The 15,765-nt window shown below is 29.0% G+C and carries 17 protein-coding genes; 10 read left to right on the forward strand and 7 right to left on the reverse strand.

The window, feature by feature from the left end; translation table 11 throughout:
* Nucleotides 1-18 precede the first annotated feature (18 nt).
* From BVC87_RS06655 to BVC87_RS06690, 8 genes are all read left to right on the forward strand, one after another.
* Nucleotides 19-999 carry a hypothetical protein gene (locus BVC87_RS06655; protein WP_075341585.1) on the forward strand — a complete coding sequence of 327 codons (981 nt, stop codon included), beginning with the start codon at nt 19-21 and terminating at the stop codon, nt 997-999.
* A gap of 15 nt (nt 1,000-1,014) precedes the next feature.
* Nucleotides 1,015-1,518, forward strand: coding sequence for a hypothetical protein (locus BVC87_RS06660; protein ID WP_075341586.1), 504 nt, complete (start codon nt 1,015-1,017; stop codon nt 1,516-1,518).
* A 65-nt stretch (nt 1,519-1,583) separates the two neighbouring features.
* A complete protein-coding gene (locus BVC87_RS06665) occupies nt 1,584-2,375 on the forward strand; it encodes a hypothetical protein (protein WP_075341587.1) in 792 nt (263 codons plus the stop codon).
* Nucleotides 2,376-2,387: 12 nt separating this feature from the next.
* Nucleotides 2,388-2,960, forward strand: a complete 573-nt coding sequence (locus BVC87_RS06670; protein WP_075341588.1) for a Crp/Fnr family transcriptional regulator — start codon at nt 2,388-2,390, stop codon at nt 2,958-2,960.
* 12 nt (nt 2,961-2,972) lie between these two features.
* A complete protein-coding gene (locus BVC87_RS06675; RefSeq protein ID WP_075341589.1) occupies nt 2,973-3,671 on the forward strand; it encodes a hypothetical protein in 699 nt (232 codons plus the stop codon).
* Nucleotides 3,672-3,753: 82 nt separating this feature from the next.
* Nucleotides 3,754-4,107: a YciI family protein gene (locus BVC87_RS06680; protein ID WP_075341590.1), complete on the forward strand. Its 354-nt coding sequence runs from the start codon at nt 3,754-3,756 to the stop codon at nt 4,105-4,107.
* 23 nt (nt 4,108-4,130) lie between these two features.
* A complete protein-coding gene (locus BVC87_RS06685; protein ID WP_075341735.1) occupies nt 4,131-4,658 on the forward strand; it encodes an SRPBCC family protein in 528 nt (175 codons plus the stop codon).
* 139 nt (nt 4,659-4,797) lie between these two features.
* The gene (locus tag BVC87_RS06690; RefSeq protein ID WP_200799172.1) at nt 4,798-5,340 is read left to right on the forward strand and encodes a Crp/Fnr family transcriptional regulator; all 543 of its coding nucleotides are present in this window, start codon (nt 4,798-4,800) and stop codon (nt 5,338-5,340) included.
* A gap of 367 nt (nt 5,341-5,707) precedes the next feature.
* On the opposite strand, the gene BVC87_RS06695 is transcribed toward BVC87_RS06690, so the two are convergent.
* Both BVC87_RS06695 and BVC87_RS06700 read right to left on the reverse strand, forming a co-directional pair.
* Complete coding sequence (locus BVC87_RS06695; protein ID WP_075341592.1) at nt 5,708-6,115, reverse strand: response regulator; 408 nt, start codon at nt 6,113-6,115, stop codon at nt 5,708-5,710.
* 16 nt (nt 6,116-6,131) lie between these two features.
* Nucleotides 6,132-7,454 (reverse strand): ATP-binding protein, encoded by a 1,323-nt coding sequence (locus BVC87_RS06700; RefSeq protein ID WP_075341593.1) that lies wholly within the window; start codon nt 7,452-7,454, stop codon nt 6,132-6,134.
* A 238-nt stretch (nt 7,455-7,692) separates the two neighbouring features.
* Between BVC87_RS06700 and BVC87_RS06705 the strand changes: the two genes are divergently transcribed.
* Entirely contained in the window at nt 7,693-8,430 is a 738-nt protein-coding gene (locus BVC87_RS06705; protein WP_075341594.1) for a hypothetical protein, read from the forward strand.
* 81 nt (nt 8,431-8,511) lie between these two features.
* Here BVC87_RS06705 and BVC87_RS06710 read toward each other — a convergent pair whose 3' ends face one another.
* From BVC87_RS06710 to BVC87_RS06725, 4 genes are all read right to left on the reverse strand, one after another.
* Entirely contained in the window at nt 8,512-8,871 is a 360-nt protein-coding gene (locus BVC87_RS06710) for a heavy-metal-associated domain-containing protein (RefSeq protein WP_075341595.1), read from the reverse strand.
* Nucleotides 8,872-8,885: 14 nt separating this feature from the next.
* Nucleotides 8,886-11,129 (reverse strand): TonB-dependent receptor, encoded by a 2,244-nt coding sequence (locus tag BVC87_RS06715; protein ID WP_075341596.1) that lies wholly within the window; start codon nt 11,127-11,129, stop codon nt 8,886-8,888.
* A gap of 61 nt (nt 11,130-11,190) precedes the next feature.
* A complete protein-coding gene (locus tag BVC87_RS06720) occupies nt 11,191-11,607 on the reverse strand; it encodes an HYC_CC_PP family protein (protein ID WP_075341597.1) in 417 nt (138 codons plus the stop codon).
* Nucleotides 11,608-11,713: 106 nt separating this feature from the next.
* Complete coding sequence (locus BVC87_RS06725) at nt 11,714-12,691, reverse strand: polyprenyl synthetase family protein (protein ID WP_075341598.1); 978 nt, start codon at nt 12,689-12,691, stop codon at nt 11,714-11,716.
* 73 nt (nt 12,692-12,764) lie between these two features.
* Between BVC87_RS06725 and BVC87_RS06730 the strand changes: the two genes are divergently transcribed.
* On the forward strand, nt 12,765-13,280 hold the full coding sequence (locus BVC87_RS06730) for a hypothetical protein (protein ID WP_075341599.1): 516 nt from the start codon (nt 12,765-12,767) through the stop codon (nt 13,278-13,280).
* Between the two features lie 5 nt (nt 13,281-13,285).
* Here BVC87_RS06730 and BVC87_RS06735 read toward each other — a convergent pair whose 3' ends face one another.
* Nucleotides 13,286-15,760: a hypothetical protein gene (locus BVC87_RS06735; protein WP_075341600.1), complete on the reverse strand. Its 2,475-nt coding sequence runs from the start codon at nt 15,758-15,760 to the stop codon at nt 13,286-13,288.
* Nucleotides 15,761-15,765: the final 5 nt, after the last annotated feature.

Genomic DNA, 15,765 nt, shown 5'->3' on the forward strand with positions numbered 1-15,765 from the left:
ACGAAAATATACGATTAAATGTACTATAAAAAGTTTCTTATCTTTTCTTTACTATTACTCTTTTCAAATGGTGATGTATTTTCACAAGAATTAATTGAAATTAAACCCAATAATACTTCTCATAAATTCCCTTTTTTAAAATATCAAAATAAACCAGACATTCAAGAAAAGGTAAATGCTTTTTTACAATTGAAGTACTTATTACATCTACCAAATGATTACAAAAACAATCCTTTTGAAAAAGTATTCAATAGAGAAATTGTTGCTAATGATTATGAATTTATCAATTGGAAACAACGAAAATTAAATGATAATATAATTTGTATTCAACTCGACCAAAAGTTGAACGGAAAGTCAGTGATTTATCTTGAACATTTCGATAAAAGAACAGGAGATTTTTTTGATTTATATGACCTTTTTAATAACAATGGAAAACAAAAACTTCATGAAGAAATTTCAAAAAAAATCAAACAACTAGTAGATATTGGTAAAGTCCCATCTTTACAACATAATGTCAATATTTCTTATCGTTTACTTGAAGAACAATTAGAAATTGTTTTTATCAAGATTACTAACGAGAAACTCATTTTAACTTATGATGCATTAAAACCATTTTTATCTGCATTTGGGAAAAACTTATTTTTCCCTTCAGAAGACATTATTAGAAGACCAGACTTATCTAACAAATTACTAAGAGCTGAAAGTGATTCATTTATGGGGAAAGACATCTATCATATTTTAATTCTTAAAGTCGCCACAGATGGTAAAACAAAGATCTACAAATGGAGAGATAAGCGTAAAAAAGCTGACAAGTATACCGAAGCTTTTGTGAAAAATGATAGTATTAAAGCTGATGATTTTGTTTGGGATTCTTTACAAGAAAAGAAAGTACATGCTATGAACAAATTGCATTTAAAAAGATTAGATAATGATAGTGGCTGGAAAGGCGAAATACAATCTGGATCAATGGTACAATATTTAACTTTTAAAGAATACTAAAAACATCTTCAAACAATGGAAATCAATTTACCTAATAAACTCCTAAAAGCGTTAGAAAAAGAAGCTAAAAATGCCAATGTAAGTTTAAATGCACACATTATTAAAAAACTAGAATCAATAACGCCTCCAAGTGAATACATTGATCTCAAAGTTTTAGAAAAGGGATTACCTGTATTAGTAGATTTTTTAACTCAAATTCCAAGTGTAGATGTTCTTTCTAGCGATATAACCCCAGACGCATATTGGTGGATTAAATTGAATATTGACATTCATCATCATCTTGCTTGGCAAGTTATACAAGAACTAGGATTTGTTCTAAATTACATTTCTATTCAGGAACCTATGCCTACGGTATTTAAACCTGTTTCACCTCCTCCTTATTTAAATGGAGGACCTGAAGATTTTTTGTCTTGGACCATAGAATCTACTTATAATTATATTGATCCTAAATGGGTAAAAGACGTACTTGAAGGCAGACTTCCAAATCCTGTAAATGATGAAAGTAATTGGAATGGATAACATAAAGAGTTATATTGAATCCCGAACAAACAATGTAAACGAAACAACAGTCTAAAAAAATTATTATGGGTTGGGATATTAGCTATCATCCGATTTCTAAAGAACAAATAATTGAACGATATTTTAATGTTCTTAATGACAAATCGTTAATTACTGAATTATCTAATAAACATCAAATTAAAGATTTTTATGCTAAAAAATATGAAGAGCTAATAGATATTGCATTAGTTACTACACCTGAAGATGTTTTCGATAAAACTCATGGATACTACATAGCCGTTGTTCAAGGTTTTTTTGAAAAATATTTTTATGTAAGAGGTAGTGCTATTTCTTTTTTGGAAGGAGATGAGCTATCTAGGTATACTAAAAATTGGGAAGAAATTCTTCCTAAAGGTTTACTTACAGATGAAATACACAATCGGATTACAGAAAATTACTGTTCTGGGAAATTCATTCCTAAAGAAAACATAACACAACTACTTGATGATTATGAAAATAATATAGAATTACAAGAAGTTATTCATACTTTATTTTCACACAAACGTATTGCTATTTTTCTAAAAGCATTATACTATGCTCAAGACAAAGGACTTGGACTCTTAGAAGCTACCGAAGTAGTTGAACCTAATCCAATAGATTTAAATAGTTCTGCCTGTTATTCTAATCTTTTCAATTGTGATCCACAAGGAGCCTTACTATATCAAGAAACTGCGATGGAACAATTTGCAGAAATTGAAAAAGAAAAAGGTTTAGAATCTGGGACTATAGCATCTAATGCAGAATATGAAGTTAAAAACCATGAACCTGTGCAACAAAAAACTAAGAAGAGTTTTTGGAAACGATTATTTAAAAAGTAATCCTCTTTTGCTATGGAACACCATTTTTTACATACTATTTTTAAACCCGAAAACTTCTCTACAGAAGAACTTAAGTTAATACTTGATCAATTCGAAAGTGTCACCTTTAAAAAAAATGATACTTTAATTGCAAAAGGCAAGATCGCTAATTACTATTATTTCTTAGAAAGTGGTTTTTTACGCTCGTATAGTATTAATTTAGAAGGAAATGATATTACTACAAAGTTTTTTTCTGAAAGTGATATTGTTATCGATTGGCATTCTTATTTTCTGAAAAAACCTTGCAGAGAATCTACACAAGCTTTAACAAAAGGTAAATGCTGGAAAATACATTTTAATGATTTTATGAACTTATTTCATATTGAAGCTTTCAGAGAAGTGGGAAGAACTCGATTGGTTAACAATTATTTTGAACTTAAAAATCATTCGGTCTCCGTAATTGTAGATCAAGCTAAAGATCGTTATTTACAACTCATCAAATCCAAACCAAAACTAATTCAGAATGTTCCTCTTAAACATATAGCCACCTATTTAGGTATAACTGATACGTCTTTAAGTAGAATCCGAAAAGAAATAACTCTTTAAATACTAACTTATATGTTCTCCAATCAAATACCTTTATTTATAAGTATACTTTTTCTTATTGCTTTTTGTTTTCCCATACTACTAATTGCTAATTTATTTAAAGATACTTCTCAAAGTAATACAAGAAATAGAACTATACTATTTTACACTATATACTTAGCATTAGTAACAATAGCTAGTTATTATGGGTTATTCGACACAATTTCTCTACCTCCTAAAATTATACAACTCACAACTTTCCCTCTATTATTATTTTATCTGATCATAATTAGTAATACTACTTTTTATAAAAAGGCATTAAAAAAAATAGCTTTATCTAAATTAATACAAATCCATATTTTTAGACTTATCGGCAGTACCTTTATCATTCTATATGGTTATAGCTTACTTCCAAAGTCTATTGCTTTAATTGCCGGGATTGGTGATATAACTACTGCTATATCTTCATTATTTGTTGCTAAAGCAGTAATAAATCAAAAGAGCTATGCTAAAAATCTTGCTTTAATTTGGAATACTTTCGGAATGCTTGATATCCTAGTAACTTCTACATTGGCTATACTATTAACAAAAAAGAGTATCGATACAGGTAGTTTAGGTGTTGAGTTCTTAGCTGAATTTCCATTTTGTTTTATTCCAGCCTTTGCTCCTGCTACTATTTTATTTCTTCATATCTCTACTTTCAAAAAAATCTTAAACCCTAAATACGCTTAAAGTTGTTTTCTTGTCATATGCCAAGTTTTTTCTGAGCCTTCATTTTTAGTTTTGAAGTGTTATTAATTTTAAACTAAAAAACATGAAATCAGATCAGTTATTTATGATGGTATTTAGATTTGAACCAAACTTTGAATACCAACCAACAGCACAAGAACAGAAAGAAATTAGCGAACAATGGGGTTCTTTTATAGGAAATATTGCCATAAAAGAAAAACTAGTGAGCACACATCAATTAGGTTTTGAAGGGAAACAGATATTTTCTGATTTAAGCACTAAAGATGAAATTTTAATCACCGATCACAAAACTATAGGCGGAAATATGATTGTTAAAGCCAACTCAATTGAAGAAGCTACTGCAATGGCTAAAGAAAGTCCTATTTTAAAAATTGGAGGGTCTGTAGAAGTTCGTAGCATTATCCCAATGGAAAACTAAATAAATTTAAAAAAATGAAGAAAATGATTATAACAACTCTATTGGTACTTATAGCACTATTTTTAAGTATCGGCTTTTATAACGCAAGTAAATTACAACATATACATATCCAGAAAAAAGTAACCATACAATCAGATTTAGAACCTGTTTTTAATCAAGTAGTATATTTAAAGAATTTCCCTAAATGGTCTCCTTTTTATGAAGCAGATCCTAGTCAAAAAATTAAAATCACTGGAAATGATGGAAATATAGGAGCTAAATACCATTGGGAAGGTAATGGAGGTAAAGATTTAGGTTATCAAGAAATCAAAAAAATAACTCCAAATAGCTACATAAAAATGGTATGCGATATTGAAAAACCTTTTAAAGCTAACCCAACATTTGAATATCATTTTACAAAACAAGATAACTCTGTACTTGTTACACAAGATTTTAATTTAAAATCTGGATTTGTAGATGCTTTTTTTATGGGATTATTTGGTGCAAAAAAAGACATGGAAAAAATGAATGCTAGAGGTTTGGAACTACTCAAGAAAATATTTGAACACTAATCGTTTTGAGAGTAAGTAATTAAAAGCAACCTAAATAAGGTTGCTTTTTTTGACTATCATTATTTTATCTTTTAAATTAGTAGTGATTTTTTATTATTCATATATGTCTCTTCATAATTTTCTTAAAAAATTAAATCCAATGTCAGACGATAAAGCTGATTATATTAGTACTTTTTTTGAGAAAGAAACTGTAAAAAAAGATGATCTACTAATAAAAGAAGGGAAAACTAGTAAAAAATCTTATTTTTTAGAAAAAGGGATTATTCGTTGTTATATTATTGATCTTAATGGAGAAGAAGTTACTACCCGTTTTTATTCTGCTCCTGACTTTTTAAATGATTATTTATCTTTTTTCAAGCAAAAACCTAGTGAAGAAAATTATGAAGCTTTAACTGATTGTAATGTTTGGAGTATTAATCATGAAAAGGTGCAATATTGTTTTCACAATATACCCGAATTTAGAGAATGGGGTCGAATGCTATTAACATTAAATTATGTTAAAATGCATAAGCATATGATTTCATTTCATAAATATACTGCACAAGAACGTTATGAAAACTTACTTAAAAAACATCCAGAAATTATTCAAAAAGTTCCTTTAAAAATTATCGCTTCTTATTTAGGGATTACCAAGTTTTCATTGAGTAGAATACGTAAAAATATAGTCAAAACTACTGTTTGATTTATTCTTAGAACTTTTATTTTCTTTTCTCTCTTATAACCATACACCTACTTAAAAGATGTTAGAAATAAAAATTTAACACTCTTCATAAATAAATCTTTTTACTTAAAATACAGGGTTTTACCTTTTTTATTACAACCTAATTAGTTGTAATTTTAAGCAACTTTCTTTCCCCCCGATCACAGTGTATGTTGATCAGAAAGTCTCTCTTTAACTACGGGAGACTTTTCCTTTTTTAAATATATATTTAGCTAAATTTTAATTGAAAAAAGGGTTAAAAGACAAATTATGAAAACTTTTTGAGGAGTAACTCAAGACCTATTCAACTGTCTTGTTTAATTTCTTTTATTAACTATTTATCATTTTGTTAATCGTTTTTGAAATATTTTTCTTCCAAATCCGCTAACATTTCTTTAGTGAGTGGTTTGTTTCTAAACTCAGATATTAATTCGTTAGAAATAGCCCTCTCTTTATCATTCGCATTTAAAGAAGTTGTTAACATTACAACTACAATCTGTGCTCTTTTATGTTCTGGTAGTTCTTTATACTTTTTCAAAAATTCCCACCCATCTACTTTAGGCATATTAATATCTAAGAAAACAATATCTGGTATATCATTATCTCCTGCAGATTCGAGGAACTCTATTGCTTCTTCTCCATCATATTTGGTTACTATTTTATTACAGTAATTATTATCTTTAATAATTAACTCATGTATAAAATTCGTAGCCTTATCGTCATCAACAAGCAAAACGGTATTAATTTTTGCGCTCATTTTTTGTTGCTGTTCTTTACAAATTGAATTTAACTATTTCTTTTTTAATAGTAAAATAAAAATCACTGCCTTTACCTTCGGTAGAGTTTACCCATAATTTACCATCATGCATTTCTACTATTTTTTTGCAATGTGATAGCCCAATTCCAGTACCTTCATATTCTTCCTTACTATGTATTCTTTTAAAGATTGAAAAAATTTTCTCTATATATTTCTCCTTAATCCCTATACCATTATCACTAACTTTAAACTTCCAATATTCTTCTAAGTTTTCTGACTCTATTTCGATTTGAGGTTGATTCTCTGGATATTGAAACTTTATAGCATTAGAAATTAAGTTTTGAAAAAGTAATCTTAACTCAGACTTATAAGCGGTAACCACTGGTAAAACATCCCATTTAATAATAGTATTATTTTTAGAAATCATACTACTAAGATCTTGTTTTACATCATTTAAAATTTCATTACAATCCACTTCCGACAATTTTTTATTTTGTCCTAATACTGAATACTCTAACAAGTCTTTTACCAGATTTCTCATTCTGCTTGTAGCAGATTCTATAAAACCTAACATCATCCTTCCTTGCTCATCAAAACTATCTTTATACTTAGTGCTAAATATATCAACCATACTCGATACAGTTCTCAGAGGTTCTTGAAGATCATGAGAAGCAATGTATGTTATCTCGTTTAGTTCTTTATTTTTTGTTTTAATTTTTTCAAATGCGTGGTTTAACTTCTCATTCTTATCTTCTAATACTAAACTCGCAGCCTTCATTTTCTTCTCTATTGGACGATAGATAAAATAAACTTCAAGAATAAGAATTAATAATGCTAGAAAAAAAAGCAGATATTCTATTTGTACTATAAAACTTAGTTTCTTGTCTGAACTATTTTCTAAAATTTCAACAATAGCGTCCATTTCAGAAAGAAATTGATTCTGATTTTGAGTAATTGCTTTAAGATCTGCTTTTGAAATTCCAACTAATTCTTTTTGGTTTCGAATAAACTCGATATACGGATCAAGTTTTTTAAGTTGATCGCTAACATTCTTACCTTCTTTAGAAACAACACTGTTGTTACCTGTTCGAAATATCAAAAGATCATGTGCGCTTGTCCATTGATTAAATAAGCTTTCTAAAAACACACTAGATTTTGCTTCTCTAGCTATTACATAAAACTCATTAGCAATCCTTTGACTAAGCATACGTTGTTTTCCTGCTACGTTAATTGTATTTGCATCTGTCTTTTTTTGCTTTAGCCAATATTGTATAAAAACTTGATTGATACCTAACACTAAAATAGTAATGCATATACCAATTATATACCTTTTGTTCATAGCGTAATAAGTTACAAAAATAGCGTCATAAAAACATCAATTAGAAATTAATAAAAAATATTGCTGTTTCATAGAGGTTATTAATGTTGTACTTGTACTATAAACAAATTATGATTGGCACTCATTTTTTAGTAAAATGAAATTGCTTGCTTTCTAATTAACTTACCATAGTAGAAGTTGTCATAGAGCAACTCTTCTTCTTAAAAACTGAGTTTACTTTGTAAAAAAACAAATTATCATGGATTTCTCAATTACTCCAGTACCTATTTGGTTATCAGCTTTATTTCTTATTACTTTTTTCTTTATTCCTCCTTTTTTAATTGCTAATGCAGCAAAGAAAGCTTACGATCAGGCAGGTTTATCAAATGGAAACAAAATCAAAAAAAATATTCAATTCTTTTATTGGATTTACCTCATTAGTATTGGACTCATATCATTAACCGGTGCATTTACGGTAAACACACTTCCTCCAAGAATTATTATTATAACCGTTATTCCACTATTTCTTTTCTATATATTTTATATTTCTAGGAAAGATTGGTTTACAATAGTATTAAATAATATTAGACTTGAGCAACTTATATTTATACATGTATTTAGATTTGTTGGAGTTTTCTTCTTCTTTGTACATTACTATGGAGCTTTACCAAAACTTTTTGCTAATGTTGGTGGTATTGGTGATATTCTTTCAGCTGCTCTAGTTTTCCCTGTTATTTATATCATTAAAAGAAAAATGAAATGGGCTAAAACAGTAGTATGGATATGGAATATTATTGGCTTAGCTGATATCGTTTCTGTATTAGTTATAGCCATTTACGTAACCCGACAAGCTATTCAAAATGGAGAGAACGGTGTATTAGAATTTGGAGCTTTTCCATTTAGTTGGATTCCTGCTTTTGCTCCAGCCACCATTATATTTTTACATATTTTAGTTTTTAGAAAACTATTAGAAAAAAAACTCAGGAATAATTCCTGAGTTTTGTTATATATAACATTATAGATTACCATCTGTTTAAGCTTATTACTTTCAAAATGATCCTAAAATATAATATACTTTCTAATGATGATTTTTCACTACCTCTTCATCTCTATATTTACAACATGGATCTAATTTATTATAAGCTGCTTCCGTAGCTTTTAATTCTTTTGTATCATGACCAACTCCTGCCACACTTTCACAAATTGTTTTCTTATCTGTTTTTCTTTCGTCAATAATTACCATTAATTGATGTGATTTTACATCCCAATTAGCAAATTTCACTCCCTTGGTATGTAAAGCGGCTTTTTCTATTCTTTTTTTACACATCATACAAACACCATCTACTTCTAAGGTTAACTTTGCATTTTTTTTCTTTTTTTGTGCTTGGCTAGTTAATGCTATAGCAACTAGACAAATAATTGTTAGTATTTTTTTCATCTTAATTATATTTTTTAGTTTAATTTATATCGAAACCCTGCATAATATGCACTCCCAAATATTGGTGCATATACTATGGTACTATCAAAATTTGATCCAAATGGATCTTCACTTCCTAAAATAGGATTTTCTTGTCTTACGTTAGTTATATTTTCTCCTCCAACATATACTTCAAATCTGTCAGAAAACACTTTTGTAATCTGTGCATTTAATAAACTATAGCCTTCTGTATATTCTGGTAATTGTAGACCAATCGGATTGGTTGAAGTATTGGGCAATCTTTGTTTCCCTATAAAATTATATGTAGTATCAAACTTCCAAAGCCCCCCTCTATCACTTTTAATTGTTTCATATGAAGCATTCATAAAAAAACGATGTTGTGGTTGAATTGGTTTTGACAAATTTCCAGAAATATAATCTGTGGAAACATCAAAGAACTTATAAGCTGTTCGTACATTGAACTTATTAAAAGGCGAATAATTCATTTCTACTTGAAAACTATTTGCAATACTACTACCGTCTAGATTATAAAAAGAAATTTGCCGTGGGTTTTCCCAATCTACTACTACTTGATTTTCAAAATTTGTTTGATAAAAATCAAAAGTAACATCTCCTTTTCTATTAAATAATTTAAACCCTTGTAAGAAAGAAACTCCATAGTTCCATGCTTCTTCAGGATTTAGACCGTAAATATTTCCTCCAGTATTGATTCTATTAATTTGCCTAGAAGAAGCAAATAATTGTTGATTCTCAGCAAAAACATTAGCACTTCTGGTTCCCTTTCCTACAGAAGCTCTAAACACGCCTTTTCTCCAAGGCGCGTATCTTACATGTAACCTTGGAGTAACAAAAGTACCTAATAAATTATGTCTATCTAAACGTAGCCCTGCAGTTAAGCTAAAATCTTCACTATTGTCATAGGCATACTCAAAGAAAACTCCTAAAGCGTTTTCATCTCTAGAAAAATTTGTAGTTTCTACTAGTTCTTCGTAGTCATCATACGTAAAGCTAATCCCTGTTTTAAACTTATGACGCGTATCTCCAATAATAGAGTTAAATATATAATTAGCATAGACACTTTCATGTTTAATATTATAATCTCTTAATCCAAAATACGAATCTTGATCATGACTACTATATGCTAATTGTAATCCCATACTTTGGAAAGGTAACTCAGGAAAAACATATCCTAGCTTTCCTGAAAAATCAAATCGTTGTGTTTTTATTTCGCTTCCCCAGATAGTATTAGAACCTCTATTAACATCAGGGTTAAAATCAAGTTCTCCTGTTTGTTTTTTATCATCTAGGAATCTAAAATTCAAAAAACTTACCCAACCTGTTTCATTATTCGCATACTGCCAACGATTCATTATATTAATTTGCTCAGCTAATGGTGTATCTAGAAAATTATCATTGTTATTATCAAACTTTTCTGTTCTTAAATTTCCATGAACATAAAGACCAGTTTGCCATTTTTCACTTAGTTTTTGATTAAAATGGGTATTTAGTTCTAATCTCCCATTTAAATTTCCATAACCATTAATAAAAAACTTATTATCGGTATGTGGTTTTACTAATTCAGCATTTATTTGACCAGAAATACTTTCAAATCCATTAACTACACTTCCCGCTCCTTTAGTAATTTGAATACTTTCCACCCAAGTTCCTGGTGTAAATGTTAGTCCGTACACTTGAGACGCTCCTCTGACCATAGGAATGTTTTCTTGAGAAATCATTAAATATGGACTATTCAATCCTAACATTTGAATTTGACGTGTTCCTGTTAATGCATCGGAAAAATTAACATCAATAGACGGATTAGTTTCAAAACTTTCGGCCAAATTACAGCAAGCTGCCTTCAATAGTTCTTCACTATTTACCGTAAACACATTTTGCGTTTGTAAAAATGATCTTGATGTAGCCTGTTTTGTTGCTGATACTGCTACCTCTTCTAAAACGCTTTCTTCCGTAATAAAATGATGAAGGTTTTCTAAGCCTTTAATTTCAATAGTGTCTGTTTTATAACCTACAAAACTTACCACTAGTTTTTTATATGATGGTTTATATGGGATTTCAAACCATCCTTTGTTATTTGTTGTAGTTCCTATTTTGGTATTTAACCAATATACATTTGCACCAAACACTCCTTGATTGTCTTTAGGTAGATTGGCATCCATAACCATACCTTTTAGCGTTTGCTGTGCTATTAACTGAACACTTATCAAAATAAATGCACAGCATAATACCTTAAATTTCATTAGTATTTATATTATATAGTTTTACTTTTTTTAATCGATTTTGATAACTAAAAAAGGTAAATCATATGATATAAACTTCGAGAAGCACTTGTAAATCTTGTATTAAGTTTGGTGGAGAATAATGCTCATAGAAATTTGTTTGTACAACATAATCTACAAACAAATTATAATATGAAGTGATAAAAGCAATTGTAAATTGCTGCTTTTTAAGATCAAATTTTTCTACAGAATTTTTAAGATTTTCTTGACCTTCTACATGCTGAACCTCATCCTTGCAGCAGTTCTTTTTTTGTTCAACTTCTGGTGTATCACAGCCATCGTCTTCTATTTCATCCGTACATTTTTTGGTATTACCAAAGTAAGACACATCTACTAAATGATCACCACAATAATGCTTTTCTATTGTAAAAGATAGTGTAGAAAACAGCACTAAAAGTGCTAATAAACAAGATGATATTTTAGTAAAAAGCGTTTTCATTCTTATTTACAAATTTAAAAAAGTTCTAGATAACTTTCATCAACATTAACTTTTTAGTAACAAATTATTTGATCAAATGCAGCTTTATATCGACGAATAAACGCTTTTAAATCTTTCGTTCGACTACATAATCAATCATCATTAGCAAAGAGTCTTTATACTCTGAGTCAGGATAATTATCTAAGATTTTCAAAGCCCTATTTTTATAATCGTGCATTTTTTGAGTTGTATATTCTATACCTCCATTATCCTTTACAAACTGGATAACTTCTTTTACTCTTTTCTTGTTTTTATTATGTTTTTTAACTGAGTTGATTAACCATTTTTTATCTTTTTCACTACAATTGTTCAATGTATAAATTAGAGGCAATGTCATTTTTTGCTCTTTTATATCTATTCCAGTAGGTTTACCTATTTTATCTTCAGTATAATCAAATAAGTCGTCTTTAATCTGAAAAGCAATTCCAATGTATTCACCAAATTTCTTCATTTGTTTAACGGTTTCATTACTTACACTCACAGATGCAGCCCCTATACCGCAACAAGCAGCAATTAACGTAGCTGTTTTTTGACGAATAATTTCATAATACACTTCTTCCGTAATATCTAACTTTCTTGCCTTTTCAATTTGTAGTAACTCTCCTTCACTGATTTCTTTTACTGCAGTTGAAATGATTTTAAGTAAATCATAATCTTCATACTCCATAGATAGTAAAAGTCCTTTAGAGAATAAAAAATCACCTACCAAAACGGCTATTTTATTTTTCCATAAAGCATTTATAGAGAAAAAACCTCTTCTCATATTACTATCATCCACAACATCGTCATGTACTAATGATGCGGTATGAATTAGTTCTACAATTGATGCACCTCGATAAGTACGCTCATCAAAACCGCCATTAGAAACCATTTTTGCGACTAAAAAAACAAACATTGGTCGCATTTGTTTTCCTTTTCGCCTTACGATATAGTATGTGATTCTGTTTAGTAATGGAACTTTAGAAAGCATAGAGTCTTTGAACTTAGATTCAAAGAGTTCCATTTCTTTTGCTATTGGAATTTTTATTTGTTCAACAGGTTTCATTAAGCCTCCCTTATTCTTGCCAAAAATAAAGAAATTAATTAAGATGCTTATATTTGAAAATAAAGTTTAATTTATGAAAAACGTAGTTACTTTTTTATTTCTTGTTTCTTCTTATTTTTTAACGGCTCAGAACAAAGCAACTAATTTTCCTGAAGCGTTTTTAGGAAAGTATAAAGGGAGTCTTGAAATTTCCACTAAAAAGGGCAACCAAACCATTCCAATGGAATTCCATTTAACAAAAACAGATAAAGACTCTGTTTTTAATTATATTCTTGTCTACAACAAATCTCCTAGAAATTACTTATTAAAAATAGTAGATAAGGAAAAAGGGATGTATAATATTGATGAAAATAATGGTATTATTTTACCTGCTTCTTATAACAAAAAAGTACTGCATAGCTTTTTTGAAGTTCAAGGTAATTTTTTGAGTACTCGATTAGCTTTTAATGCTAATCAAATTGATTTTGAGATCTTATTTTCGAAACTTGAAAATAAAGTAAAAACAGGAGGAACATCCAAAGACATACCAGAGGTCTTTGGATATCCCATTGCTGTTTTTCAAAAAGCTATTTTAACTAAATTTAATTAGTTTTTTCATTTATTATCAATTGTCAATATTTTTTCAGTGGTAATTAATGCTCCATTCTCTGTTATTCCTTGAATAGATACTCGAATTGATTCTTGATGTAATCTTGGAAACGTAAGGGTGTATTCTCTTTCTTCTTTGTTAAGAGTAATATTAGGTTCCCAGTGTAAAGCACCGTACTCTCTGAATGCTTTACTTTCTGTAGCTACATATTTAGGTTGATAATATTCTTTTTCTACACTAAAAGCTAGGGGCAATTTATATTCTAAATAGTTCTTCTTACCTATAAATTTATCTTTTTTGGTAAATAAGTGTATCTCTTGTGAAATTGGAGAGTTAGATATAAAAATCTCATCGTACTCTCGTAATAACGATAACCTCAATAAAGCTAAAGCCGCAAAGTCTTGGGTAACTTCTATTCTATCTACAAAAATTCTTGCTTGTGTCGGTTTCATTACGGCTGTAATTAAACCTGGTTCCTCCTCTAGAGATGGAGCTTTAGTAGGCATATCAGAATCTTTTTTTCCGTTACCTCCTAAACTCTCATTACCTTTTGGAGCTTTTAATTGTTTAGGAGGTGCCCCATTTAGTTTTAACTGATTATACCGTCTACTTTCAAATTTTATTTCCCCAAAAGGATTCTCAATCAACCTATATCCCTTAGTTCTAATTAATTCAAAAAGCATTCTTCCTTCCCATGATTTATAGTCTTCCATTTTATAGGAATCTCTGAGACCAAAAAGAATTGGATTATTTGTGAATTTTCGTTTTCCTTTAACCTCTACTTCATTTAATAATTCATCCTTACCAATCATGGTAGGAATTTTCACTTCATCTTCTACACTTATAAATTCTTTCGATTTTACTTTTTCAATATTTAATCTTGTAGAACTATTTGTAGAAGGGATGAAACGTAAATATGCTTTTGGTTGTTTTAATATACCTCGCTTATTATTATATGAAACACGAATACTAGAAGTATCTTTTACAAACAAATTCTTAAACTCAAACTGGTTATCCTTTACCGAACTTGTAAATACATTACCTGTATCTGTGGTTAGAAAAATATCAGACACGTTTACTCCTAAATGATCCATATTCAAGGTTCCCTTTACTGTAATCCCTGATTCAAACTCATGTACATCTACAGGGGGAGTATTAAAAATATTATACCAATTATACTTGGACCAGCCTTGTGTTAGCAGCACTAAATCTAACTCTTGTAACTTTTTTCTATCTACATCTTTAAAGAAGTATTCACTATTCTTTACATTTCCATTAATATATGGAGCTAATAGGAATTTCGAGTAAATATCATGCTCACTGTTATTAGTCTTAGTTTCTTGTGGTAATACTGAAGCACTTAAAAAATAAGTTCCTACATCTTCTTTTGATTTTACATTCACTGTAACAGCATCTGCAGACACTTCAGTTACACTAAGATTTACGGTATTAAATAATGATTCTTTATAATTAAAAAATACTCTTTCCCCAATAGGCTGATAATCATCTGTAAACAAAGTAGCAATATTGGTTCCTTTGGTAAATAATTTTTTATTGAAATAGAAAGTATAAGAAGTTGCATCTAGTTTAAAATTTACCTCTCTTTTTAAATATGCATTTGTATTATGAATAAGTAAATAATATTTTTTACCTGCTAAATCTTTTATTGTTTCTAAGTTAGTATTTACAGTAAACTTAGTCATATTACTACTGATATCTTCAAATGCTAGAGAGACTCCTTTTAACTCTTTTTTAGGCAATAAACTAGTAATCAATTCTCCGTTATCTAAATATACTCTTGCTTCATATTCCTTATCACTTTCTAGAACTAAAGAAATCTTTGATAATCCAAACTGGTTAAAGGTAAACTCTTTAACTACCTTTCCTCTACCATCTACAATTTCTCCTTTTTTAGTATCAGGCACGTTGCCATTTCTATCTTTTAAAATTATACCTAAACAATTTAAAGAATTTGCTAATAGATGTCCGCCTTCTGGCAATATTTGTAAATCGTAACTATTCTTTTCAGCTTGAATTGAAGTTATTTTTTCTTTATTATTTACAATCTGTATTTTTTGCACGAAAGACTCATCTTCCTTAAAATTCTTCATGTAATTGGTTGATGCTCTTAAAAAATAATTCTCTCCTGTAAAAGTAGAGTCTATTTTAAAGCTACCATAAGCCATTCCATCAATTACATGCAAAAGTTTATTGTCCTTTATTTCTCCTTTTTCATTATACATAGTACAATACAAATTCTTGGTTTTCTTATGAAGTTTTTGATTGTTCATGTTTAAAACATAAGCTTTAAACCAAACTTCTTCACCTTCAAAAAAACTTGTTTTGTTTAGATGCAAGTAAGGTATTTCCCGTTCGTTATTAAAGTATTTAACATATAAGCTATCAATACTTTTCCCTTGTGAAAAAGTATTGATAACGTAAAAGATTAAAAAAAACGAAATTAGTTTTGATTTTTTCATAACAA

It is taken from the genome of Tenacibaculum agarivorans (genome assembly GCF_001936575.1).
In the GTDB taxonomy this organism is placed as follows: Bacteria; Bacteroidota; Bacteroidia; order Flavobacteriales; family Flavobacteriaceae; genus Polaribacter; species Polaribacter agarivorans.

Coding starts and splice junctions, on each gene's coding strand:
- BVC87_RS06675 (WP_075341589.1), top strand. CDS start 2,973: ATGTTCTCCAATCAAATACCTTTATTTATAAGTATACTTTTTCTTATT.
- BVC87_RS06655 (WP_075341585.1), top strand. CDS start 19: ATGTACTATAAAAAGTTTCTTATCTTTTCTTTACTATTACTCTTTTCA.
- BVC87_RS06685 (WP_075341735.1), top strand. CDS start 4,131: ATGATTATAACAACTCTATTGGTACTTATAGCACTATTTTTAAGTATC.
- BVC87_RS06710 (WP_075341595.1), bottom strand. CDS start 8,871: ATGAAAAAAATACTAACAATTATTTGTCTAGTTGCTATAGCATTAACT.
- BVC87_RS06690 (WP_200799172.1), top strand. CDS start 4,798: ATGTCAGACGATAAAGCTGATTATATTAGTACTTTTTTTGAGAAAGAA.
- BVC87_RS06720 (WP_075341597.1), bottom strand. CDS start 11,607: ATGAAAACGCTTTTTACTAAAATATCATCTTGTTTATTAGCACTTTTA.
- BVC87_RS06680 (WP_075341590.1), top strand. CDS start 3,754: ATGAAATCAGATCAGTTATTTATGATGGTATTTAGATTTGAACCAAAC.
- BVC87_RS06695 (WP_075341592.1), bottom strand. CDS start 6,115: ATGAGCGCAAAAATTAATACCGTTTTGCTTGTTGATGACGATAAGGCT.
- BVC87_RS06730 (WP_075341599.1), top strand. CDS start 12,765: ATGAAAAACGTAGTTACTTTTTTATTTCTTGTTTCTTCTTATTTTTTA.
- BVC87_RS06700 (WP_075341593.1), bottom strand. CDS start 7,454: ATGAACAAAAGGTATATAATTGGTATATGCATTACTATTTTAGTGTTA.
- BVC87_RS06725 (WP_075341598.1), bottom strand. CDS start 12,691: ATGAAACCTGTTGAACAAATAAAAATTCCAATAGCAAAAGAAATGGAA.
- BVC87_RS06735 (WP_075341600.1), bottom strand. CDS start 15,760: ATGAAAAAATCAAAACTAATTTCGTTTTTTTTAATCTTTTACGTTATC.
- BVC87_RS06665 (WP_075341587.1), top strand. CDS start 1,584: ATGGGTTGGGATATTAGCTATCATCCGATTTCTAAAGAACAAATAATT.
- BVC87_RS06715 (WP_075341596.1), bottom strand. CDS start 11,129: ATGAAATTTAAGGTATTATGCTGTGCATTTATTTTGATAAGTGTTCAG.
- BVC87_RS06660 (WP_075341586.1), top strand. CDS start 1,015: ATGGAAATCAATTTACCTAATAAACTCCTAAAAGCGTTAGAAAAAGAA.
- BVC87_RS06705 (WP_075341594.1), top strand. CDS start 7,693: ATGGATTTCTCAATTACTCCAGTACCTATTTGGTTATCAGCTTTATTT.
- BVC87_RS06670 (WP_075341588.1), top strand. CDS start 2,388: ATGGAACACCATTTTTTACATACTATTTTTAAACCCGAAAACTTCTCT.